The 22214-nt window shown below is 66.9% G+C and carries 13 protein-coding genes, 1 tRNA gene, 3 rRNA genes and 1 pseudogene; all 18 read left to right on the top strand.

Annotated elements, in window-relative coordinates; all coding sequences use genetic code 11:
- The first annotated feature begins 16 nt into the window (after positions 1 to 16).
- The 18 genes and pseudogenes from OVA28_RS15545 to OVA28_RS15465 all read left to right on the top strand — a co-directional run bounded on the left by OVA28_RS15545 (position 17) and on the right by OVA28_RS15465 (position 22145).
- Complete coding sequence (locus tag OVA28_RS15545) at positions 17 to 1840, top strand: acetolactate synthase large subunit (RefSeq protein ID WP_268097579.1); 1824 nt, start codon at positions 17 to 19, stop codon at positions 1838 to 1840.
- Entirely contained in the window at positions 1837 to 2337 is a 501-nt protein-coding gene (ilvN, locus tag OVA28_RS15540; RefSeq protein ID WP_071271345.1) for an acetolactate synthase small subunit, read from the top strand. The genes OVA28_RS15545 and ilvN overlap by 4 nt, the downstream gene beginning before the upstream one ends.
- A gap of 46 nt (positions 2338 to 2383) precedes the next feature.
- Entirely contained in the window at positions 2384 to 3409 is a 1026-nt protein-coding gene (gene ilvC / locus OVA28_RS15535) for a ketol-acid reductoisomerase (RefSeq protein WP_071271342.1), read from the top strand.
- Positions 3410 to 3632: 223 nt separating this feature from the next.
- Positions 3633 to 4823, top strand: coding sequence for a mannitol-1-phosphate 5-dehydrogenase (locus tag OVA28_RS15530; protein WP_194661876.1), 1191 nt, complete (start codon positions 3633 to 3635; stop codon positions 4821 to 4823).
- Between the two features lie 62 nt (positions 4824 to 4885).
- Positions 4886 to 5350 carry a hypothetical protein gene (locus OVA28_RS15525; RefSeq protein ID WP_268097578.1) on the top strand — a complete coding sequence of 155 codons (465 nt, stop codon included), beginning with the start codon at positions 4886 to 4888 and terminating at the stop codon, positions 5348 to 5350.
- On the top strand, positions 5347 to 5727 hold the full coding sequence (locus OVA28_RS15520) for a hypothetical protein (protein WP_194661872.1): 381 nt from the start codon (positions 5347 to 5349) through the stop codon (positions 5725 to 5727). Before OVA28_RS15525 ends, OVA28_RS15520 begins: the two co-directional genes overlap by 4 nt.
- Before the next feature lie 156 nt (positions 5728 to 5883).
- Positions 5884 to 7473: a phosphoglycerate dehydrogenase gene (gene serA, locus OVA28_RS15515; RefSeq protein ID WP_268097577.1), complete on the top strand. Its 1590-nt coding sequence runs from the start codon at positions 5884 to 5886 to the stop codon at positions 7471 to 7473.
- Between the two features lie 8 nt (positions 7474 to 7481).
- Positions 7482 to 8549 (top strand): 3-isopropylmalate dehydrogenase, encoded by a 1068-nt coding sequence (locus tag OVA28_RS15510; protein WP_268097576.1) that lies wholly within the window; start codon positions 7482 to 7484, stop codon positions 8547 to 8549.
- Positions 8550 to 8564: 15 nt separating this feature from the next.
- Complete coding sequence (locus tag OVA28_RS15505) at positions 8565 to 9689, top strand: branched-chain amino acid aminotransferase (RefSeq protein WP_268097575.1); 1125 nt, start codon at positions 8565 to 8567, stop codon at positions 9687 to 9689.
- A 30-nt stretch (positions 9690 to 9719) separates the two neighbouring features.
- On the top strand, positions 9720 to 10490 hold the full coding sequence (locus OVA28_RS15500) for a fumarylacetoacetate hydrolase family protein (RefSeq protein ID WP_268097574.1): 771 nt from the start codon (positions 9720 to 9722) through the stop codon (positions 10488 to 10490).
- A 516-nt stretch (positions 10491 to 11006) separates the two neighbouring features.
- Positions 11007 to 12528: ribosomal RNA gene (locus tag OVA28_RS15495) — 16S ribosomal RNA — on the top strand.
- Between the two features lie 474 nt (positions 12529 to 13002).
- Positions 13003 to 16130 (top strand): 23S ribosomal RNA (locus tag OVA28_RS15490).
- A gap of 124 nt (positions 16131 to 16254) precedes the next feature.
- Positions 16255 to 16371: ribosomal RNA gene (gene rrf / locus OVA28_RS15485) — 5S ribosomal RNA — on the top strand.
- The 16S, 23S and 5S rRNA genes sit together here, the layout of an rRNA operon.
- A gap of 79 nt (positions 16372 to 16450) precedes the next feature.
- A complete protein-coding gene (gene gltX, locus OVA28_RS15480) occupies positions 16451 to 17938 on the top strand; it encodes a glutamate--tRNA ligase (protein WP_194660201.1) in 1488 nt (495 codons plus the stop codon).
- Positions 17939 to 17953: 15 nt separating this feature from the next.
- Positions 17954 to 18349 (top strand): annotated as a pseudogene (locus OVA28_RS19155) (NAD(P)/FAD-dependent oxidoreductase); the annotation flags it as partial.
- Positions 18235 to 18897 carry an FAD-dependent oxidoreductase gene (locus OVA28_RS15475; protein ID WP_326493771.1) on the top strand — a complete coding sequence of 221 codons (663 nt, stop codon included), beginning with the start codon at positions 18235 to 18237 and terminating at the stop codon, positions 18895 to 18897. The pseudogene OVA28_RS19155 and the gene OVA28_RS15475, both read left to right, overlap by 115 nt.
- 44 nt (positions 18898 to 18941) lie before the next feature.
- Positions 18942 to 19016, top strand: a tRNA-Gln gene (locus OVA28_RS15470).
- A 282-nt stretch (positions 19017 to 19298) separates the two neighbouring features.
- A complete protein-coding gene (locus tag OVA28_RS15465) occupies positions 19299 to 22145 on the top strand; it encodes a non-ribosomal peptide synthetase (RefSeq protein ID WP_268097572.1) in 2847 nt (948 codons plus the stop codon).
- Positions 22146 to 22214: the final 69 nt, after the last annotated feature.

The following is a 22214-nucleotide window of genomic DNA, read 5'->3' as shown; positions in this document are numbered from 1 at the left end:
AGGCAGGAAACCCCACATGCCCACGGAAGCAACACCGCTGTCCGCGGCCACCGGAGCGCGTCGCACGCCGGAGGTCCTCACCGGCTCGGGGGCCGTCCTGCGGTCCCTCGAGCACCTCGGGATCACCGACGTCTTCGGGCTGCCCGGCGGCGCGATCATCCCGTTCTACGACGAGCTCATGGCGTCGGGGACGATCCGCCACATCCTGGTCCGGCACGAGCAGGGCGCCGGGCACGCCGCCGAGGGCTACGCGTCCTCGTCCGGCAAGGTCGGCGTCGCCATCGCCACGTCCGGCCCCGGTGCGACGAACCTCGTCACCGCCATCGCTGACGCCTACATGGACTCGGTGCCGTTCATCGCGATCACCGGTCAGGTGTTCTCGACACTGATGGGCACCGACGCGTTCCAGGAGGCCGACATCGTCGGCATCACGATGCCGATCACGAAGCACTCGTTCCTGGTGACGAAGCCCGAGGACGTCCCCGCGACGATCGCGGCGGCCTACCAGATCGCCACGACGGGCCGGCCCGGCCCGGTGCTCGTCGACATCACCAAGGACGCCCAGCAGAAGTCGGCTCCGTACGTCTGGCCGCCCAAGGTCGACCTGCCCGGCTACCGCCCGGTCACGAAGGCCCACGGCAAGCAGATCACCGCGGCGGCACAGCTGCTCGCGTCGTCCTCCCGCCCGGTGCTCTACGTCGGCGGCGGCGTCATCCGCTCCGGTGCGTCGAAGGAGCTCCTCGCGTTCGCCGAGGCCACCGGTGCCCCCGTCGTCACGACGCTGATGGCGCGCGGCGCCTTCCCGGACTCGCACGCGCAGCACCTCGGCATGCCGGGCATGCACGGCACGGTGCCGGCGGTGCTCGGGCTGCAGGAGAGCGACCTGATCATCGCGCTCGGTGCCCGGTTCGACGACCGCGTCACGGGCAAGGTCGACGACTTCGCCCCGGGTGCCAAGGTCGTCCACGTCGACATCGACCCCGCCGAGATCTCGAAGATCCGGTACGCGGACGTCCCGATCGTCGGTGACGCGAAGGAGGTCCTGGTCGACCTCACCGCGGCGTGGGCCGACGTGCCGGTCGACGACCGTGCATCGACCTCCGACTGGTGGGCACACCTCGAGCAGCTGCGGACCGACTTCCCGCTCGGCTACACCGAACCGACCGACGGGCTCCTCGCCCCGCAGGCGATCATCAAGCGGATCGGCGAGATGACCGGACCCGAGGGCGTCTTCGCCTCCGGGGTCGGCCAGCACCAGATGTGGTCTGCACAGTTCATCCAGTACGAGCGCCCGAACGCCTGGCTCAACTCCGGCGGTGCCGGCACGATGGGCTACTCGGTCCCGGCCGCGATGGGCGCCAAGGTGGCGCAGCCCGACCGTGTCGTCTGGGCGATCGACGGCGACGGCTGCTTCCAGATGACCAACCAGGAACTCGCGACCTGTGTCATCAACGACATCCCGATCAAGGTCGCGATCATCAACAACTCGTCGCTCGGCATGGTGCGGCAGTGGCAGACGCTGTTCTACGACGGACGCCACTCGTTCACCGACCTGCAGACGGGCCACGGCACCAAGCGGATCCCCGACTTCGTGAAGCTCGCCGACGCGTACGGCGCCCTCGGCATCCGCGTCGAGAAGGCCGACGAGGTCGACGCCGCCATCCAGCTCGCGCTCGACACGAACGACCGCCCGGTCGTCATCGACTTCGTCGTCAGCCGCGACTCCATGGTGTGGCCGATGGTCCCGCAGGGGACCGGCAACTCCTCCATCGAGTACGCCCGCGAACTCGCCCCCACCTGGGACGACGAGGACGCCGACATGACGGGAGAACCCGCATGAGCCACGTCCTGTCCCTCCTGGTGGAGGACAAGCCCGGCCTGCTGACGCGCGTCGCCGGGCTGTTCGCCCGACGGGGCTTCAACATCGAGTCCCTCGCCGTGGGCAACACCGAGGTGGAGGGCCTGTCCCGCATCACGGTGGTCGTCGACGTCGAGGACCTGCCGCTCGAACAGGTGACCAAGCAGCTCAACAAGCTCGTCAACGTCATCAAGATCGTCGAACTCGACTTCCCACAGTCGGTCCAGCGCGAGCACATGCTCGTGAAGGTCCGTGTCGACAACCAGACGCGCTCGGCCGTGCTCGAAGCAGTGACCCTGTTCCGTGCCCAGGTCGTCGACGTCGCGAACGACTCGCTCATCGTCGAGGTGACCGGTGACCCCGGCAAGATCCAGGCGATCCTCCGCGTGCTCGAGCCCTACGGCATCAAGGAGCTCGCCCGCGCGGGTCTCCTCGGCATGGGCCGCGGACCGAAGAGCATCACCGATCGGGTGCGCTGAGCACCGCCACGCACCCGCACGAACACCGACCCAGGAGAACCACACCGTGACTGACATCGTGTACGACGCCGACGCCGACCTGACGCTCATCCAGGGCAAGAAGGTCGCGGTCATCGGCTACGGCTCGCAGGGCCACGCCCACGCCCTCAACCTCCGCGACTCCGGCGTCGAGGTGAAGATCGGTCTGCAGGAGGGCTCCAAGAGCCGCCAGAAGGCCGAGGAGGCCGGCTTCGAGGTGCACACGCCCGCCGAGGCCACGAAGTGGGCCGACGTCATCGTGATCCTCGCGCCCGACCAGGTCCAGCGCATCGTCTACAAGGACGACATCGAGCCGAACCTGCAGCCGGGCGCCACGCTCGTCTTCGGCCACGGCTTCAACATCCGCTACGGCTACATCGAGGCGCCCGCCGGCGTCGACGTCACCCTCGTCGCCCCGAAGGGCCCGGGTCACACCGTGCGCCGTGAGTACGAGGCCGGCCGCGGCGTCCCCGTGATCGTCGCCGTCGAGGTCGACTCGTCCGGCAGCGCCTGGGACCTCGCCTGGTCCTACGCGAAGGCCATCGGCGGCCTGCGCTCCGGCGGCATCAAGACGACCTTCACCGAGGAGACCGAGACCGACCTGTTCGGCGAGCAGGCCGTCCTCTGCGGTGGCACGTCGCAGCTCATCCAGTACGGCTTCGAGACCCTGGTCGAGGCGGGCTACCAGCCGCAGATCGCGTACTTCGAGGTCCTGCACGAGCTCAAGCTCATCGTCGACCTGATCTGGGAGGGCGGCCTCACCAAGCAGCGCTGGTCGATCTCCGACACGGCCGAGTTCGGTGACTACGTCTCCGGTCCCCGCGTGATCTCGCCCGAGGTCAAGGAGAACATGAAGGCGGTGCTCGCGGACATCCAGAACGGTGCCTTCGCGAAGCGCTTCATCGACGACCAGGACGCCGGCGCACCGGAGTTCAAGGCCCTGCGCGAGAAGGGCGAGGGCCACCCGATCGAGGCCACCGGCCGCGAGCTCCGCAAGCTGTTCGCATGGAAGCAGTCGGACTCCGACTACGTCGACGGTTCGGCCGCGCGGTAGTCTTCCCGAGAACCACTCGACGACGAGGCGGCGGTGTGCACCCGTGCACCGCCGCCTCTCGATGTGACCCGAACGACATGAAGCCCTTCTCCACCACCCCCGGCGCCACGCACAGGCGTCCCTCCGCCCCTGCCCAGGGCGTCGAGCACCGCCGCTCCTCCTCGCTGGGCGGTCCCCGCGCCACGTGGCAGGACCGGCCCGACCAGCATGGGATGATCGTTCGATGGCGGTGACGAAGCGAGCGGTCCACATCGGCGCCGGCAAGATCGGGCGCGGGTTCGTGGGCCAGTTCCTCGTGGCGAGCGGCTACGAACTCACCTTCGTCGACGTCGACGAACGTGTGGTCTCCGCACTCAACGAAGCCGGCCGCTTCGTCGTCCACGAGGTGGGCGAAGCCCCCGTCGAGCACGTCGTGCACGGCTTCCGGGCGCTCAGCAGCAAGTCCGACCGCGCCCGGGTCGTCCAGGCGATCGCCGAGGCGGACGTCGTCACCACCGCCGTCGGCGCCCGCACGCTGCCGCTCGTCGCACCGATCATCGCCGAGGGCCTCGCGGCACGGCCGGCCGAGGCCGGCGTCGTCACGATCGTGGCGTGCGAGAACGCCTACAACGCCACCGACTCGCTGCACGCCAGCATCCGTCGTGCCCCGGTGCTCGAGGACCGGGTCGTCGCCGCGGTCTTCGCCAACTGCGCGATCGACCGGATCGTCCCCGACCAGTCCGGCGTCCTCGGACAGCTCGGCGGCCTGGACGTCGTGCTCGAGCCCTTCTACGAGTGGGTCATCGAACGCACACCCTTTGCCGGCACCGACGCCGAACCGCCCGCGATCGACGGCGTCACCTGGGTCGACGACCTGCAGCCGTTCGTCGAGCGGAAGCTCTACACGGTGAACACCGCCCACGCCACGGCCGCCTACCACGGCTACGTCCGGGGGATCCGGCTCATCCGGGAAGCCCTCGAGGACCCCACGGTGCGCGCGGCGGTGGACGGCGTCCTCGCGGAGACCACCGAGCTGCTCGTCGCCAAGCACGGCTTCGACCGCGCGGACCATGCCCGCTACGTCGCCGCGAACCTGTCCAGGATCGCGAACCCGCACCTGCCGGACACCACCGCGCGCGTCGGGCGGAACCCGCTCCGCAAGCTCGGTCGCCGCGAACGGTTCATCGGTCCGGCCGCGCAGCTCGCCGAGCGCGGGATGCCCGTCGAGCACCTGGTCGGCGCGGTCCGCGTGGCGCTCGCCTTCGACGACCAGGACGACCCCGAGTCGATCGAGCTGCACGCCCTGCTCCGCTCCGGTGCGACGGCGCACGCCCTCACCGAGATCCTCACCGGACTGATGGAGAGCCACCCGCTGTTCCCGGCGGTGCGCGACGTGGTCGCCGAGGTCCTGCAGACCGAGGCAGCGGACGTCTGACCCGTCCACAGGACGCCCCGTACGGTCCACGGCTGTCCGCGGCCTCTCGTAGGATCGAGGGCATGAACCCGGCACCTCCCGCACACGACGGCGCCGCCGCGTCCCCGCCGGACCCGGCCGTCGACCACGACGACGACGACGCACTCTCCTGGGGAGACGCCGCCGACGCCACCCACGTCGACGCCGCGCACAACCCGGTGCGGGTCCGCGCGCGTCGGGAGTCCGACGTGGAGCAGCCACTCGGGTCCGGGGCCCTCGTCGGCATGGGCGTCTTCGGTGGTGTCTACCTGCTCTACACGGTCGCCTGGCTCGTCAGCGCCAGCCTGCTGACCATCACCGGCACGGGTGTCGCCGGCATCGTGTCCGAGGTCATGCGCGTCCTCGCGATCATGGCGCCGGCGTTCTGGTTCGCCGCCACGCTCTGGCTCGGGCAGGGCAGCCGCAACCGCACCCGGTTCACCTGGCTGCTCATCGGGGCGCTCGTCCTCATCCCCTGGCCCTTCATCATGACCAGGAGCTTCGGGTGACCGCCGCGGACACCGACCGGCGCCGCGTCGTCGCCACCCCCGGCAAGGTCGTGGTCTGGGTCGTCGCCGCCCTGTGCCTGGCGTACGTGACGTGGCAGGCCGTCGGCAACTTCGTCGGGGTCTCCAAGTCCGTCGCGGACTTCAACGCCTTCGTCCACAAGAACGGCGGCACCGGCCTCGAGACCTCCACGCCGTGGGTCGCGCTCGTCATCGACGTCGCCATCGCGCCGGTCGCGTTCGTCGCCGCCTGGGTCGTCTCCCGTCGGATGGACGTCGTCCGCACGGTCGTGGTCTTCGTCGCCGCGCTCTGCGCGGTGTCCGCGCTCTGGTTCACCCTGCTGCAGTACGTCGGCAGCACGCTCCGCATCGGGTCCTGACCCGACCGGTCGACGGACAGGAGGCCCGTGGCGGCGCCGCCACGGGCCTCCCGTTTCGTCATGCGGTTCTCCACAGGCCCCCACCCACGGTCGTAACGCGCCCGTCGGCGTCGATACGATGGGCGGACACCGCCCGTCTCGTGTGAGGAAACAGCTGTGCCGAAGCCGGTCGTCCTGATCGCCGAAGAACTCTCGCCCGCCACAGTCGACGCCCTCGGGCCCGACTTCGAGATCCGGAACGTGGACGGCACCGACCGTGCCGCACTCCTGGCCTCCCTCACCGACGCGCACGCCGTCCTGGTGCGTTCAGCCACCAAGGTCGACGCCGAGGCCATCGCCGCGGCACCGAACCTCAAGGTCGTCGCCCGCGCCGGCGTCGGCCTCGACAACGTGGACATCAAGGCGGCCACCACCGCCGGTGTGATGGTCGTGAACGCCCCGACGTCGAACATCATCTCGGCGGCCGAGCTCACGGTCGGCCACATCCTCTCGCTCGCGCGCCACATCCCGGCAGCGCACGCGTCGCTGGCGGCGGGCGCGTGGAAGCGGTCCGCGTACACCGGCGTCGAGCTCTACGAGAAGACCGTCGGCATCATCGGCCTCGGTCGCATCGGTGCCCTCATCACGCAGCGGCTGCAGGCCTTCGGCGTCTCGGTCATCGCGTACGACCCCTACGTCACCACGGCCCGCGCCCAGCAGCTCGGCGTCGAGCTCGTCTCGCTCGACGACCTCCTCCGCCGTGCCGACTTCGTCACGATCCACATGCCGAAGACCCCCGAGACCCTCGGGATGATCTCCGACGACCAGTTCGCGGTCATGAAGCCGACCGCGTTCGTCGTGAACGTCGCCCGCGGCGGCCTGATCGACGAGGACGCCCTGCACCGGGCACTGACCGCCGGACAGATCGCCGGCGCCGGCCTCGACGTCTTCGTCACCGAGCCCCCGACGGACTCGCCGCTGCTCGCACTGCCGAACGTCGTCGTCACGCCGCACCTCGGCGCCTCGACCGACGAAGCCCAGGAGAAGGCGGGCGTCTCGGTCGCCCGGTCCGTGCGGCTGGCCCTCGGCGGGGAGCTCGTCCCCGACGCCGTCAACGTCGCCGGTGGCGTCATCGACCCCTACGTCCGCCCGGGGATCCCCCTGGTCGAGAAGCTCGGGCAGGTCTTCACCGCGCTCGCCACGTCGCCGGTCACCAGCATCGACGTCGAGGTCCACGGCGAGCTCGCCGGCTTCGACGTCAGCGTGCTGAAGCTCGCGGCGCTGAAGGGCGTCTTCACCGACGTCGTGAGCGACCAGGTCTCCTACGTCAACGCCCCGCTGATCGCGGAGCAGCGCGGGGTCTCCGTCCGGCTCATCACGGACACCGACAGCACCGAGTACCGCAACGTGCTGACGATCCGTGGTGCCCAGTCCGACGGGCCCGCGATCAGCGTCTCGGGGACCCTGACCGGGCCGAAGCAGGTCGAGAAGCTCGTCGAGATCAACGGCTACGACGTCGAGGTCGCGCTCGACAAGCACCACGTCGTCATGGACTACACCGACCGCCCGGGCATCGTCGCGGTCTACGGCAAGGAGTTCGGCGAGGCCGGCATCAACATCGCCGCCATGCAGATCGCGCGCCAGGCCGCCGGCGGACAGGCCCTGAGCGTCCTGACCGTGGACTCGCCCGTGCCCGCGGAGATCCTCGAGCACGTCCGTTCGACGATCGACGCCTCCTCGCTCCGCGAGATCGACATCACGCTCTAGGAGCCGGCATGACGCAGACACTGCAGCTCGCGGTCATCCGCGGCGACGGCATCGGTCCCGAGGTCGTGGACCAGGCCCTCCGGGTCCTGCACGCCGTCGCCCCGGACGACCTGGTCATCCAGGAGACCCCCTTCGCCCTCGGTGCGACCCGGTACCTCGAGACCGGCGAGATCCTGACGCAGGACGACCTCGACGCCCTGGCCACGCACGACGCGATCCTGCTCGGCGCCGTCGGCGGGGACCCGCGCGACCCCCGGCTCGCCGGCGGGATCATCGAGCGCGGGTTGCTGCTGCGGCTCCGGTTCGCGTTCGACCACTACGTCAACCTGCGTCCGACCAAGGTCCACGACTCCGTGGCCTCGCCGCTCGCGGCGCCCGGCACCGTCGACTTCGTGGTGGTGCGCGAGGGCACCGAGGGGCCCTACGTCGGCAACGGGGGAGCGATCCGCGTCGGCACGCCGCACGAGATCGCGACCGAGGTCTCGCTGAACACCGCGCACGGGGTGGAGCGCACCGTCCGCTACGCGTTCGACCTCGCCAGCCGGCGCGAGCGCAAGCACCTGACGCTCGTGCACAAGAGCAACGTGCTGGTGCACGCCGGATCGCTCTGGCAGCGCACCGTCGACGCCGTGGCGCAGGAGCACCCCGACGTCACCGTCGACTACCAGCACGTGGACGCCGTCACGATCCACATGGTGCGCGACCCCGGTCGCTTCGACGTCATCGTCACCGACAACCTGTTCGGCGACATCATCACCGACCTGGCCGGCGCGATCAGCGGCGGCATCGGGCTGGCGGCCTCGGGGAACATCAACCCGGACGGCACCTTCCCCAGCATGTTCGAGCCGGTGCACGGGTCCGCGCCGGACATCGCGGGTCAGCAGAAGGCCGACCCCACGGCCGCCGTCCTCTCCGTCGCCCTGCTGCTCGACCACATCGGTCGCGCGGACCTGGCAGCGATCGTGACGGCTGCGGTGGAGGCCGACCTGGCCGACCGGGGCACATCCGAGCGGAGCACGACCGAGATCGGCGACGCCGTCGTCAGCGCGGTCGCCGCACGCACCAGAACCGCCTGAGAAGGAGCCACACCGATGAGCAGCGACACCGTCAGCGACGACTCGGTCTTCGGACTCGAGTTCTCCACCACCCCGTCGGCGAAGCGTCGTGCAGAGGCCGAGCGCGAGGGCATCCTCGCGGACCCCGGGTTCGGCAAGCACTTCACCGACCACATGGCCACCATCGAGTGGACGGTCGACGACGGCTGGCACGACGCCTCCATCCACCCGTACGGACCGCTGTCGCTCGACCCGAGCGCCAGCGTCCTGCACTACGCGCAGGAGATCTTCGAGGGGCTCAAGGCCTACCGGCACCCCGACGGGTCCGTGTGGACGTTCCGCCCGGACGCGAACGCCCGACGCTTCCAGCGCTCGGCCCGGCGCCTGGCGCTGCCGGAGCTCCCGGTCGAGGCCTTCGTGGAGTCGATCCGGCAGCTCGTCCAGACCGACGTGGACTGGGTGCCGTCGGCTCCGGAGACCAGTCTGTACCTGCGGCCGTTCATGATCGCGACGGAGTCCTTCCTCGGGGTCCGCGCTGCCCAGGCCGTGGCGTACCACTGCATCGCCAGCCCGGCCGGTGCGTACTTCACCTCGGGCCCGAAGCCCGTGTCGATCTGGCTCTCCACGAACTACGCCCGCGCCGGCCGCGGCGGCACGGGTGCGGCGAAGACGGGTGGCAACTACGCCGCGTCCCTGCTCCCGCAGCAGGAGGCCTACGAGCACGGTTGCCAGCAGGTGATGTTCCTCGACTCCGAAGAGGGGCGCTACCTCGAGGAGCTCGGCGGCATGAACGTCGTGCTCGTCAAGGCCGACGGCACCCTGGTGACGCCCGACTCGCCCTCCATCCTCGAGGGCATCACGCGCGACTCGATCCTGCAGCTGGCAGAGGACCGCGGTCTGCGGGTGGAACGTCGACGGGTGACGCTCGACGAGTGGCGCGACGGCGTGGCGGACGGCTCGATCACCGAGGCCTTCGCGTGCGGCACTGCCGCGGTGGTGACCCCGATCGCCGAGCTCCGCGGCGACGGCTTCACGATCGGTTCGCCGACCGTGGGGGCCGGCGAACTCACCATGTCCCTCCGCGAGGAACTGACCGACATCCAGTCCGGCCGTCGTCCCGACCCGCACGGGTGGATGACCAAGCTGACCGACGCGTCCTGATCGCGGCACGGACGTCGGTAGGGTCGAAGCGTGAAGATCGCACGGTTCAGCAGCAAGGGTGAAGACCCCCGGTACGGCATCCTCGATGAGCGCGCTCTGGTGGTGCTCGCGGGGGACCCGATGTACCAGGGGTTCGAGACGACGGGGGAGCGGGTGCCACTGTCGGACGTCAAGCTCCTCGCCCCGGTGATCCCGCGGTCGAAGGTCATCGGCGTCGGGCTCAACTACGCCGAGCACGAAGCCGAGATGGACGACGTGTCAGGCGACGACCCCGTGGTGTTCCTCAAGCCGAACACCTCGGTGATCGGCCCGGACGAACCGATCCGCCTGCCCGAGGGCATCGGTCGCGTCGACCACGAGGGCGAGCTCGCCATCGTGATCGGCTCCCTCGCGAAGAACGTCAAGCGCGAGGACTTCGCCAGCGTCATCCTCGGGTACACGATCGCGAACGACGTCACCGCCCGAGACCTGCAGGCGCGCGACGGTCAGTGGGCCCGCGCGAAGGGCTTCGACACCTTCTGCCCGCTCGGACCCGTCATCGAGACCGAACTCGACCCGTCGGACGTCCGACTCGAGACCCGCGTCGACGGTGACCTGCGGCAGGTGGCCTCGACGAGCGAGATGGTCCACGACATCCCGTCGCTCATCGAGTTCGTGTCGGCGATCTGGACGCTGCTGCCCGGCGACGTGATCCTGACCGGCACGCCCGCGGGTGTCGGCGAGATCCACGACGGCGAGGTCGTCGAGGTCACCATCTCCGGGATCGGCACGCTGAAGAACCCGGTCATCGCACGCCGCTGAACGACCCCGACCGCATGGTCACGAGGGCCCGACGTCCACCCGGATGTCGGGCCCTCGGTCGTCCCCGGGGCGCGATCCGCGTCGTTCCGGGCGACACGCCGTCGTGCGGACTCGGTTTGCCCAATCGGCGGATCGCCCGTAATGTTCTTACTCGTCACCCCAAAGGTGCGGCGGGAACGCCGAGACGGTCACCGGAGCGAGAGCCCCGGGAGACGCAGTCCGGATCACGTCGGCCTCAAGCGGGACCACCCACTCCAATGAAGCCGGTCATCATGACCGCCACTGAAGTAGTGGTACAGTACCGAAGTTGCCTGGACGGGCATCCTGCAGAGGGAAGAAGTCCGGTGCGTCTGGTCCTTGAGAACTCAACAGCGTGCACATTGTCAATGCCAATTTATTGACCTCGTCGCCGAGCTTGCTCGGTGTCGGAGACAATTCCTTTTGGATTGAAGATTGTCAGTAGACAGTCAACAGTCAGAATCAACTCGCTGACACTTCGGTGTTGGTTGTAATTTTTTTACGGAGAGTTTGATCCTGGCTCAGGACGAACGCTGGCGGCGTGCTTAACACATGCAAGTCGAACGATGATGCCCAGCTTGCTGGGTTGATTAGTGGCGAACGGGTGAGTAACACGTGAGTAACCTGCCCCTGACTCTGGGATAAGCGTTGGAAACGACGTCTAATACTGGATATGATCGCCGGCCGCATGGTCTGGTGGTGGAAAGATTTTTTGGTTGGGGATGGACTCGCGGCCTATCAGCTTGTTGGTGAGGTAATGGCTCACCAAGGCGACGACGGGTAGCCGGCCTGAGAGGGTGACCGGCCACACTGGGACTGAGACACGGCCCAGACTCCTACGGGAGGCAGCAGTGGGGAATATTGCACAATGGGCGAAAGCCTGATGCAGCAACGCCGCGTGAGGGATGACGGCCTTCGGGTTGTAAACCTCTTTTAGTAGGGAAGAAGCGAAAGTGACGGTACCTGCAGAAAAAGCACCGGCTAACTACGTGCCAGCAGCCGCGGTAATACGTAGGGTGCAAGCGTTGTCCGGAATTATTGGGCGTAAAGAGCTCGTAGGCGGTTTGTCGCGTCTGCTGTGAAATCCCGAGGCTCAACCTCGGGCTTGCAGTGGGTACGGGCAGACTAGAGTGCGGTAGGGGAGATTGGAATTCCTGGTGTAGCGGTGGAATGCGCAGATATCAGGAGGAACACCGATGGCGAAGGCAGATCTCTGGGCCGTAACTGACGCTGAGGAGCGAAAGCATGGGGAGCGAACAGGATTAGATACCCTGGTAGTCCATGCCGTAAACGTTGGGCGCTAGATGTAGGGACCTTTCCACGGTTTCTGTGTCGTAGCTAACGCATTAAGCGCCCCGCCTGGGGAGTACGGCCGCAAGGCTAAAACTCAAAGGAATTGACGGGGGCCCGCACAAGCGGCGGAGCATGCGGATTAATTCGATGCAACGCGAAGAACCTTACCAAGGCTTGACATACACCGGAAACGGCCAGAGATGGTCGCCCCCTTGTGGTCGGTGTACAGGTGGTGCATGGTTGTCGTCAGCTCGTGTCGTGAGATGTTGGGTTAAGTCCCGCAACGAGCGCAACCCTCGTTCTATGTTGCCAGCGGGTTATGCCGGGGACTCATAGGAGACTGCCGGGGTCAACTCGGAGGAAGGTGGGGATGACGTCAAATCATCATGCCCCTTATGTCTTGGGCTTCACGCATGCTACAATGGCCGGTACAAAGGGCTGCGATACCGTAAGGTGGAGCGAATCCCAAAAAGCCGGTCTCAGTTCGGATTGAGGTCTGCAACTCGACCTCATGAAGTCGGAGTCGCTAGTAATCGCAGATCAGCAACGCTGCGGTGAATACGTTCCCGGGCCTTGTACACACCGCCCGTCAAGTCATGAAAGTCGGTAACACCCGAAGCCGGTGGCCTAACCCTTGTGGAAGGAGCCGTCGAAGGTGGGATCGGTGATTAGGACTAAGTCGTAACAAGGTAGCCGTACCGGAAGGTGCGGCTGGATCACCTCCTTTCTAAGGAGCATCTGGTCAGTGCTGGTCACCGCATGGTGGTCCGGTTCACTGGTCCAGGCGCCCGATTCGGACCGAACGTGTCCGACGGGTAGCTCATGGGTGGAACATTGACAGTGCAGTTGGGAGTGATGCTCTCGATCTTCAGTACACCGGGCCTGCCTGGTTGGAACGGGTCGGGGTGGAGCGAGCAGCTGGTGCACGTTGTTGGGTCCTGAGGGACCAGGCTTCCTACCGGGTGTGGGTCGCGTCTTCCGATTCGGGAGGTGTGGACCTACGGCACGGTGGGGGTTGGGCCTACGGGTCCTTCGTTGGGCCGCATGAAGCTGGAGGGTTACCTCTGGGGGAGTGTGGTGCCGATCGTATGTTGAGAACTACACAGTGGACGCGAGCATCTTTAGATTCGCGTGATGAGCAGCACGGGCCTTCTCGGTTCGTGTGTGGCTTGTGACGTTGGATCGCAATTTTAATCTTTGTGGTCAAGTTTCTAAGAGCAAACGGTGGATGCCTTGGCATCTGGAGCCGAAGAAGGACGTAGAAATCTGCGATAAGCCTCGGGGAGCTGATAATCGAGCTTTGATCCGAGGATTTCCGAATGGGGAAACCCCGCCAGGCGTTTTGCGACCTGGTGACTCCCGCCTGAATATATAGGGCGGGTAGAGGGAACGTGGGGAAGTGAAACATCTCAGTACCCACAGGAAGAGAAAACAACATGTGATTCCGTGAGTAGTGGCGAGCGAAAGCGGATGAGGCTAAACCGATCATGTGTGATAGCCGGCGGGCGTTGCATGGTCGGGGTTGTGGGACACGTCACTCAGTTCTGCCGGACTGGGACGGTTACAGCGCATCATAGTCGAACCGGTTTGAAAGCCGGGCCGTAGTGGGTGCCAGCCCCGTAGACGAAATGGTGTTATGGCCGGATGTGTATCCCAAGTAGCACGGGGCCCGAGAAATCCCGTGTGAATCTGTCAGGACCACCTGATAAGCCTAAATACTCCCAGATGACCGATAGCGGACAAGTACCGTGAGGGAAAGGTGAAAAGTACCCCGGGAGGGGAGTGAAATAGTACCTGAAACCGTTTGCTTACAAACCGTCGGAGCCTCCTTAGTAGGGGTGACGGCGTGCCTTTTGAAGAATGAGCCTGCGAGTTAGTGATATGTGGCGAGGTTAACCCGTGTGGGGCAGCCGTAGCGAAAGCGAGTCTGAATAGGGCGATTCAGTCGCATGTCCTAGACCCGAAGCGAAGTGATCTATCCATGGCCAGGTTGAAGCGACGGTAAGACGTCGTGGAGGACCGAACCCACTTCAGTTGAAAATGGAGGGGATGAGCTGTGGATAGGGGTGAAAGGCCAATCAAACTTCGTGATAGCTGGTTCTCTCCGAAATGCATTTAGGTGCAGCGTTGCGTGTTTCTCGCCGGAGGTAGAGCTACTGGATGGCCGATGGGCCTCAACAGGTTACTGACGTCAGCCAAACTCCGAATGCCGGTGAGTGAGAGCGCAGCAGTGAGACGGTGGGGGATAAGCTTCATCGTCGAGAGGGAAACAACCCAGACTACCAACTAAGGTCCCTAAGCGTGTGCTAAGTGGGAAAGGATGTGGAGTTGCACAGACAACCAGGAGGTTGGCTTAGAAGCAGCCACCCTTGAAAGAGTGCGTAATAGCTCACTGGTCAAGTGATTCCGCGCCGACAATGTAACGGGGCTCAAGCACACCACCGAAGTTGTAGATTTCGCACTATAGACAAGCCTTCGTGGTTCAGTCGTGCGGAGTGGTAGGAGAGCGTCGTGTGGCGAGTGAAGCGGCGGAGTGATCCAGCCGTGGACGCTACACGAGTGAGAATGCAGGCATGAGTAGCGAAAGACGGGTGAGAAACCCGTCCTCCGAAAGACCAAGGGTTCCAGGGCCAGGTTAATCCGCCCTGGGTAAGTCGGGACCTAAGGCGAGGCCGACAGGCGTAGTCGATGGACAACGGGTTGATATTCCCGTACCGGCGAACAACCGCCCAAGCTAATCCAGTGGTGCTAAGAGTCCTAACCCGGATCAACCGGATCCCTTCGGGGTGATGGTGGCCGGTCTAACGCTCGACCCCATGCTGGTGCGGTTAGCGTATGAACAGGTGTGACGCAGGAAGGTAGCTGAGCCAGGCGATGGTATCCGTAAGGTGATCCTGGTGTAAGGATGTAGGGCTGACGATAGGCAAATCCGTCGTCTGTATGCCTGAGATCCGACGCGTACCCGTGAGGGGAAATCAGTGATCCTATGCTGCCGAGAAAAGCATCGACGCGAGGTTGCAGCCGCCCGTACCCGAAACCGACTCAGGTGGTCAGGTAGAGAATACCAAGGAGATCGAGATAATCATGGTTAAGGAACTCGGCAAAATGCCCCCGTAACTTCGGGAGAAGGGGGGCCGGACGCGTGACCGGATTTACTCCGTGAGCGTTGAAGGCCGCAGAGACCAGTGGGAAGCGACTGTTTACTAAAAACACAGGTCCGTGCGAAGTCGCAAGACGATGTATACGGACTGACGCCTGCCCGGTGCTGGAAGGTTAAGAGGAGGGGTTAGCCTTTGGGCGAAGCTCTGAATTTAAGCCCCAGTAAACGGCGGTGGTAACTATAACCATCCTAAGGTAGCGAAATTCCTTGTCGGGTAAGTTCCGACCTGCACGAATGGCGTAACGACTTCCCAGCTGTCTCAACCGTGAACTCGGCGAAATTGCACTACGAGTAAAGATGCTCGTTACGCGCAGCAGGACGGAAAGACCCCGTGACCTTTACTACAGTTTGGTATTGGTGTTCGGAGTGGCTTGTGTAGGATAGGTGGGAGACTGTGAAGCGGGCACGCTAGTGTTCGTGGAGTCATTGTTGAAATACCACTCTGGTCACTTTGGATGTCTAACGTAGGACCCTGATCGGGTTCATGGACAGTGCCTGATGGGTAGTTTAACTGGGGCGGTTGCCTCCTAAAGAGTAACGGAGGCGCCCAAAGGTTCCCTCAACCTGGTTGGCAATCAGGTGGCGAGTGTAAGTGCACAAGGGAGCTTGACTGTGAGACTGACAGGTCGAGCAGGGACGAAAGTCGGGACTAGTGATCCGGCAGTGGCTTGTGGAAGCGCTGTCGCTCAACGGATAAAAGGTACCTCGGGGATAACAGGCTGATCTTGCCCAAGAGTCCATATCGACGGCATGGTTTGGCACCTCGATGTCGGCTCGTCGCATCCTGGGGCTGGAGTAGGTCCCAAGGGTTGGGCTGTTCGCCCATTAAAGCGGTACGCGAGCTGGGTTTAGAACGTCGTGAGACAGTTCGGTCCCTATCCGCTGCGCGCGTTGGAAATTTGAGAAGATCTATCCCTAGTACGAGAGGACCGGGATGGACGAACCTCTGGTGTGTCAGTTGTTCTGCCAAGGGCACCGCTGATTAGCTACGTTCGGACCGGATAACCGCTGAAAGCATCTAAGCGGGAAGCCGTCTTCGAGATGAGATTTCCATGCACCTTGAGTGTGAGAGGCTCCCAGCAGATTACTGGGTTGATAGGCCGGATGTGGAAGCGGGGACTAACGACCCGTGGAGCTGACCGGTACTAATAAGCCGAAGACTTGACACCAACTATTTCCCCACCTCGTGTGGGGGCTCGCGTCCACTTTGTGGTTCCCGACAGATGATCGGGAATCAAACTGAATACACCGCTACGGCGGAGCAGTCTGAGACCAGGATCTGGTCGATGGTGTTCCGGTGGTCATAGCGAGAGGGAAACGCCCGGTCACATTCCGAACCCGGAAGCTAAGCCTCTCAGCGCCGATGGTACTGCAAGGGGGACCTTGTGGGAGAGTAGGACGCCGCCGGACTTACTTTGCAACACCAGGGAACCCCTGACCATTCATGGTCAGGGGTTTTCTGCGTTCGGCGGGTAGGATCGGAAGCGTCATGACTGCGCCTTTCACCACCGCCACCGGCTCCGATGTCCGCGTCCGTTTCTGCCCGTCCCCGACAGGCACCCCGCACGTCGGACTCGTGCGGACGGCCTTGTTCAACTGGGCCTACGCCCGGCACACCGGCGGCAAGCTCGTCTTCCGCATCGAGGACACCGACGCCGCGCGGGACAGCGAAGAGTCCTACGAGCAGCTCATCGACGCGCTGCGGTGGCTCCGGCTGGACTGGGACGAAGGCGTCGAGGTCGGTGGACCCCACGGGCCGTACCGGCAGTCGGAGCGCACGGACGTCTACCAGGACGTCATCGCGAAGCTCCAGGCCTCCGGGCACGTGTACGAGTCGTTCGTCACGCCCGAGGAGATGGAGGCCCGCAACGTCGCTGCCGGCCGTGACCCGAAGCAGGGGTACGACAACCACGAGCGCGACCTCACCGACGAGGAGCGTCAGGCGTTCCGCGACCAGGGCCGTGCGCCGGCGCTGCGACTCCGGGTGCCGGACCGCGACCTGAGCTTCCAGGACCTGGTCCGCGGGGAGATCACGTTCAAGCAGGGGACGTTCCCCGACTTCGTGGTGGTGCGTCCGAACGGCAAGCCGCTCTACACGTTCACGAACCCCCTCGACGACGCACTGATGGGCATCACCCACGTGCTCCGTGGTGAGGACCTGCTGTCGTCGACGCCGCGACAGATCGCCCTGTACGAGGCCCTGTACGAGATCGGCCTGACCGGCTTCATCCCGGTGTTCGGGCACCTGCCGTTCGTGATGGGGGAGGGCAACAAGAAGCTCTCCAAGCGCGACCCCGAGTCGAACCTGTTCCACCACCGCGCTGCCGGCATGATCCCCGAGGGGCTCATGAACTACCTGGCGCTGCTCGGCTGGTCGATCGGTCCCGACCGGGACGTGTTCTCCATCGACGAGATGGTGCAGGCCTTCGACGTCGCCGACGTCAACCCGAACCCGGCACGCTTCGACCACAAGAAGGCCGAGGCCATCAACGGTGACCACATCCGGCTGCTCGACCCGGCCGACTTCCGTGACCGTCTGAAGCCCTACCTGACCGACTTCCTCAGCGAGCCGGCGACGCCCGAGCAGGAGCGTGTCCTCGAGCTGGCGGCGCCGCTCGTGCAGGAACGCATGCAGCTGTTGGGGGAGGCGCCGGGCATGCTCGGGTTCCTCTTCACCGCCGACGCCGACCTGGTCGTCGAGGACGACGCGCTCGCGAGCCTCAAGGGCGACCCGACCGAGGTCCTGCAGGCGAGCACCGCCGCGCTCGAGGGCGTCGAGGACTGGCGCACCGAGCCGATCGAGGCAGCGCTCCGCACGGCACTCATCGACGGCCTCGGGCTCAAGCCGCGCGTGGCGTTCGGACCGCTGCGCGTCGCGGTCTCCGGTCGCCGGATCAGCCCCCCGCTGTTCGAGTCGATGGAGATCCTCGGCAAGGACTCCACGCTCGCCCGTCTGCGCGCCCTCGCGGCCCGCTGAGACGACGCCCACGGCATGGACGAGGACGGGCAGACGGTCCACGACGTCGCGGTGATCGGTGCCGGTCCGGCCGGGCTCAGCGCCGCGCTGAACCTGGTCCGGGCGAAACGGACCGTGCTGCTGGTCGACGCCAACCGGCCGCGCAACGCCGCCACGCTCCGGTCGCACGGGTTCCTGACGCGTGACGGCATCTCGCCGCTCGAGCTGCGCAAGCTCGGTCGCACCGAGGTCGAGCAGTACCCCGAGGCGACGGTCGTGCAGGCGATCGTCGACCGGGTGCACCCCGACGACGCGGGGTGGCGGTTGCACGGCACGTGGCGTGGCGCCGAGGTCGACGCGGTGGCACGCACGGTGGTCGTCGCCACGGGGCTCCGCGAGGAGTTCCCGGCGCTGCCGTCCCTCCGCGCCTTCTACGGCAGCGCGATGCACAGCTGTGTCGAGTGCGACGGGTACGACAAGGCCGGGCAGCCGCTGGCCTTCATCTGCGAGACGCCCGACCTGGTGGACCGCGCCCTGCTCATCGCCTCGTGGACGGACGACCTCGTGGTGTTCACGAACGGCGTCGCGCCGCTCGACGCCGACGGCCGTGCGCGACTGGCCGCTGCGGGCGTGCGCGTCGAGGAGCGTCCCGTGGCCGACCTCGAGGGGGACCGGTCCGGGATGACGGGTGTCCGGCTCGCAGACGGGCACGTGGAGCCGCGCACGGGGGTTTCGTCCGGCCCACGTGGCACGTCGACCTCGACTGGGTCGACGCCGCGCTCGACCGCGACGCCGAGGGCCTGGTGGTCGTCGACCGGGCAGGCCGGACCAGCGTGCCCGGGCTCTACGCGGTGGGGGACGTCACGCCGCCCGGACCCGAGCAGCTCATCGTCGCGGCGGGCCACGGCGCGACGACGGCCGCCGCGGTGCACCGCGACCTCGTCGGTGGTCTCACGGACCTCCGGGATCATGTACAGTAGATGACCGTGCCCCGGACAACGGGGCGCGAGGCCGACAGGCCTCTTGGGGTATGGTGTAATTGGCAACACAGCGGTTTCTGGTACCGTCGTTCTTGGTTCGAGTCCAGGTACCCCAGCCAGACTGACGAACAGCCCCCGGGTCTCCCGGGGGCTGTTCGCGTTTCTGCCGCCAGATCCTCCGAGCGACCGGTCGCCTCCGTCACGGCGCCCGAGTCTGCGCGATCTCGCAGCCCGTTCTGCGCTGTTCCGAAGGCCGTTCTGGCACGACCGCAGCGATGCGCAGAACCGCAGGATGTCCGCACGGGCCTCGGTACCCCTGGAACGAGGGTGACGATCCGACCTAGTGTCCGTTGGAGTGAGCCGGAGCGACCGGTCTCCTGACGATCCCTGAGGGCACCTCCTTGACGACAACAGCACCCGAGACCCGACACCCCTGGGCGTACACCGCTGCCGTCCCCGCCGCCGCGGACCACTCCGTCGTGGACCGCTGGGCGCGGGTCGTGGCAGCACACCCGGACGCACCGGCACTCGCGGGCGAGGGTCGGCAGCTGAGCTTCGTGCAGGCGGACGGGCTGGCTCGTTCGCTCGCGCTCCACCTCGGGGAACGCCTGCGCCCGGACGACCACACCGGCACCGGCACGGGCCCGACCCCGGGTGGCGCCCCGGTGCCGATCGGCGTGATGGCGGGTCAGACCACCGAGGCGGTCGTCGGGATCCTCGCGCTCGTCATGGCCGAGCGCCTCGTGGTGGTCCTCGACGACCACCTCCCCGCCGCCCGCCTGCGCCACGTCGTGGAGCTGGCCGGGGTCACCGAGGTGCTCGCCGACGGCGACCGCTCGGCTGCGGCTGCTGCCGTGCTCGGCGCCGACGGCGTGGTCCACGACCTGCACACGCTGCTGGCCGACGCCGAGGCCGGCCGGCCGGAGTCCACGGGCGACACGACCGTCGCCCCGATCGCCACGACCTCCGTGAGCGACGACGGGTCCCTCACCATGACCACGACACCGACCACGACCACCAGCACGACCACGACCACCAGCACGACCACGGCCGCGGGCCGCCCCGGCGCGAGCGACCCCCTCGTGCTCGCGTTCACCTCCGGCTCCACCGGGATGCCGAAGGGCGTCGCGATCACCCACCAGCAGCAGCTCGACAACGTCGAGCAGGACGCCGTCGCGATCGGCACCGCCCCCGGCGACCGGCTGGCGCTCGTGATGCCGCTGTCGTTCGCCGCCGGCTTCCTGTTCGGCTTCAGCACCCTGCTCAACGGCGGCGCGGTCGTGCTCCTCGACCCCCGCGACCTCGGCACGGACCGGGTCCTCGAGCGGATGTCCGCCGAGGACGTCAACGTCCTCGTGTGCACCCCGCACCTGCTCCGCTCGATCGTGTCGAGCGTGACGCAGGACCGGGTCCTGCAGGGCCCCGGCCAGGAGACCCGCATCGCCGCGACGAAGGCGCTCCGCGTCGTCGTCACGAGCGGCGAGGCCATCAGCGGCTCCGACGTCGTGGCCGCTCGTCCCGTCCTCAGCGACACCACGACGGTGTGGAACGCGCTCGGCGCGAGCGAGATGGGCTGTGTCGCGTTCTTCCCCGTGGCCCCCGGTGACGTCGCCCCGTCCGGTGTCGTCCCCGCCGGCTACGCGCTGCCGAACAAGCACGTGACGATCGTCCGCGAGGACGGCACCCCGGCACCCGTGGGGGAGGCCGGTCAGATGCTCGTCGAGTCCGCGGGCCTGACCGCCGGCTACTGGGGTGCGCCCGAGAAGACCGCGGAGCACGCCGGCGTCAGCGCCGACGGCGTCCCGACCTGGCGGCAGGGCGACCTGGCCCGCATGGAGCCCGACGGCTGCATCGTGCTGCTCGGCCGTGCCGACGACGCCGTCAAGGTGCGCGGGTACCTCGTCGAACCGAGCGAGATCGAGGCCGCCATCCGCGGGCTCGAGGACGTCCACGACGTGGCCGTCACCGCGCTCGTCGAACCGCCCGCCGTGACCCGACTGGTCGCCTACGTCGTGGGCCGTCCCGGACGTCGTACCCCGTCGCCCGCCGCGATCCGCCGAGCGCTCCGCGACGTCCTGCCCGAGTACATGGTGCCCGCGACGATCGTCCCGATGCCCGCACTGCCCCGCACCGAGCGCGGCAAGGTCGACCGGACGGAGCTGCCGAGCGCGCCGGCGATCGAGGTCGAGATGGTGGAGGGCGAGTACGACCAGTGGGAGCTCGTCGTCGGCCAGATCTGGGCCGAGGTCCTCGGCCTCCGCGGCGTGCACCTCGACGAGGACTTCTCCGCGCTCGGCGGTGACTCGCTGTCCGCCGAGGAGATGCTCGCGATCGTGCAGCAGCGCCTCGGCGTCGACCTCCGCGCCTCGGAGCTGCTCGAGCACCCGACGCTGCGCTCGTTCGCCCGGCACGTCCGATCCGGCGCCAGCGCCCTGCCGAGCCACCCCGACATCGTCAAGGTCGCCGGGGCCAGGAACCCCGGCCACCCGCCGGTGTTCTGCCTGTCCGGTGGCGGGGCCCTCGCGCTCACGTTCCTGCCGCTGTCCCGGTACCTGCCCGACCACGACGTCTACGCCCTGCAGCAGCACGGCATCGAGCGTCGCGGCCTGCCGGACTGGAGCATCGCCCGCGCCGCCCGTCGCTACATCGCCCTGATGCGCATCGTGCAGCCGCACGGCCCGTACCTGCTGGTCGGCCACTCCCTCGGCGGGCTCATCGCGCTCGAGGTCGCGACGATGCTGACGGAGGCGGGGGAGCAGGTCGACCACGTCGCCCTGCTCGACACCTACCTGCCGCGCACCCGCTCCGAGAGCGCGCAGCTGCACTTCGGACGGATCGAGCAGCGGGAGCCCCAGAACACGACAGTGCGGACCGTCAAGCGCGGGCTCGACCGGGTCACCAAGCGCATCATGCCGTCCGGCCTGCCGTGGGGCGGCCTGTTCGGTCGCCGCCTGCGGGCGTACGGTGCGGGCGTGCTGCGCTTCGGCGGGCAGAAGGACTTCGACGCCTTCTTCGACCAGGCGGAGCTCGTCACCCGACGGCACACGGCCACGCCGTACCACGGGCGGTCGACGTTCGTCCTGGCGGACGGCAACCCCGACGTGCAGGGCTGGTCCGCCGTCCTGCGCGGGGACACGCGCACCGTGCGCATCCAGAGCGAGCACAGCTCGCTCCTGCGCGAGCCGCACGTGGCCGAACTGGCGGCGGTGCTCCGCGAGGCGCTCGCGCCGGCTGACGCGCGGTCCTAGGGCCCACACAGCGCGGACTGGAGGCTCGTGGCGGCGCCGCCACGAGCCTCCAGTCCGTTGGTCGCGCCC

The organism is Curtobacterium sp. SL109 (assembly GCF_026672405.1).
Lineage (GTDB): Bacteria > Actinomycetota > Actinomycetes > Actinomycetales > Microbacteriaceae > Curtobacterium.
This window is presented reverse-complemented; position numbering and strand designations above follow the sequence as displayed.

Coding starts and splice junctions, on each gene's coding strand:
- OVA28_RS15545 (WP_268097579.1), top strand. CDS start 17: ATGCCCACGGAAGCAACACCGCTGTCCGCGGCCACCGGAGCGCGTCGC.
- ilvN (WP_071271345.1), top strand. CDS start 1,837: ATGAGCCACGTCCTGTCCCTCCTGGTGGAGGACAAGCCCGGCCTGCTG.
- OVA28_RS15530 (WP_194661876.1), top strand. CDS start 3,633: ATGGCGGTGACGAAGCGAGCGGTCCACATCGGCGCCGGCAAGATCGGG.
- OVA28_RS15525 (WP_268097578.1), top strand. CDS start 4,886: ATGAACCCGGCACCTCCCGCACACGACGGCGCCGCCGCGTCCCCGCCG.
- OVA28_RS15510 (WP_268097576.1), top strand. CDS start 7,482: ATGACGCAGACACTGCAGCTCGCGGTCATCCGCGGCGACGGCATCGGT.
- OVA28_RS15505 (WP_268097575.1), top strand. CDS start 8,565: ATGAGCAGCGACACCGTCAGCGACGACTCGGTCTTCGGACTCGAGTTC.
- gltX (WP_194660201.1), top strand. CDS start 16,451: ATGACTGCGCCTTTCACCACCGCCACCGGCTCCGATGTCCGCGTCCGT.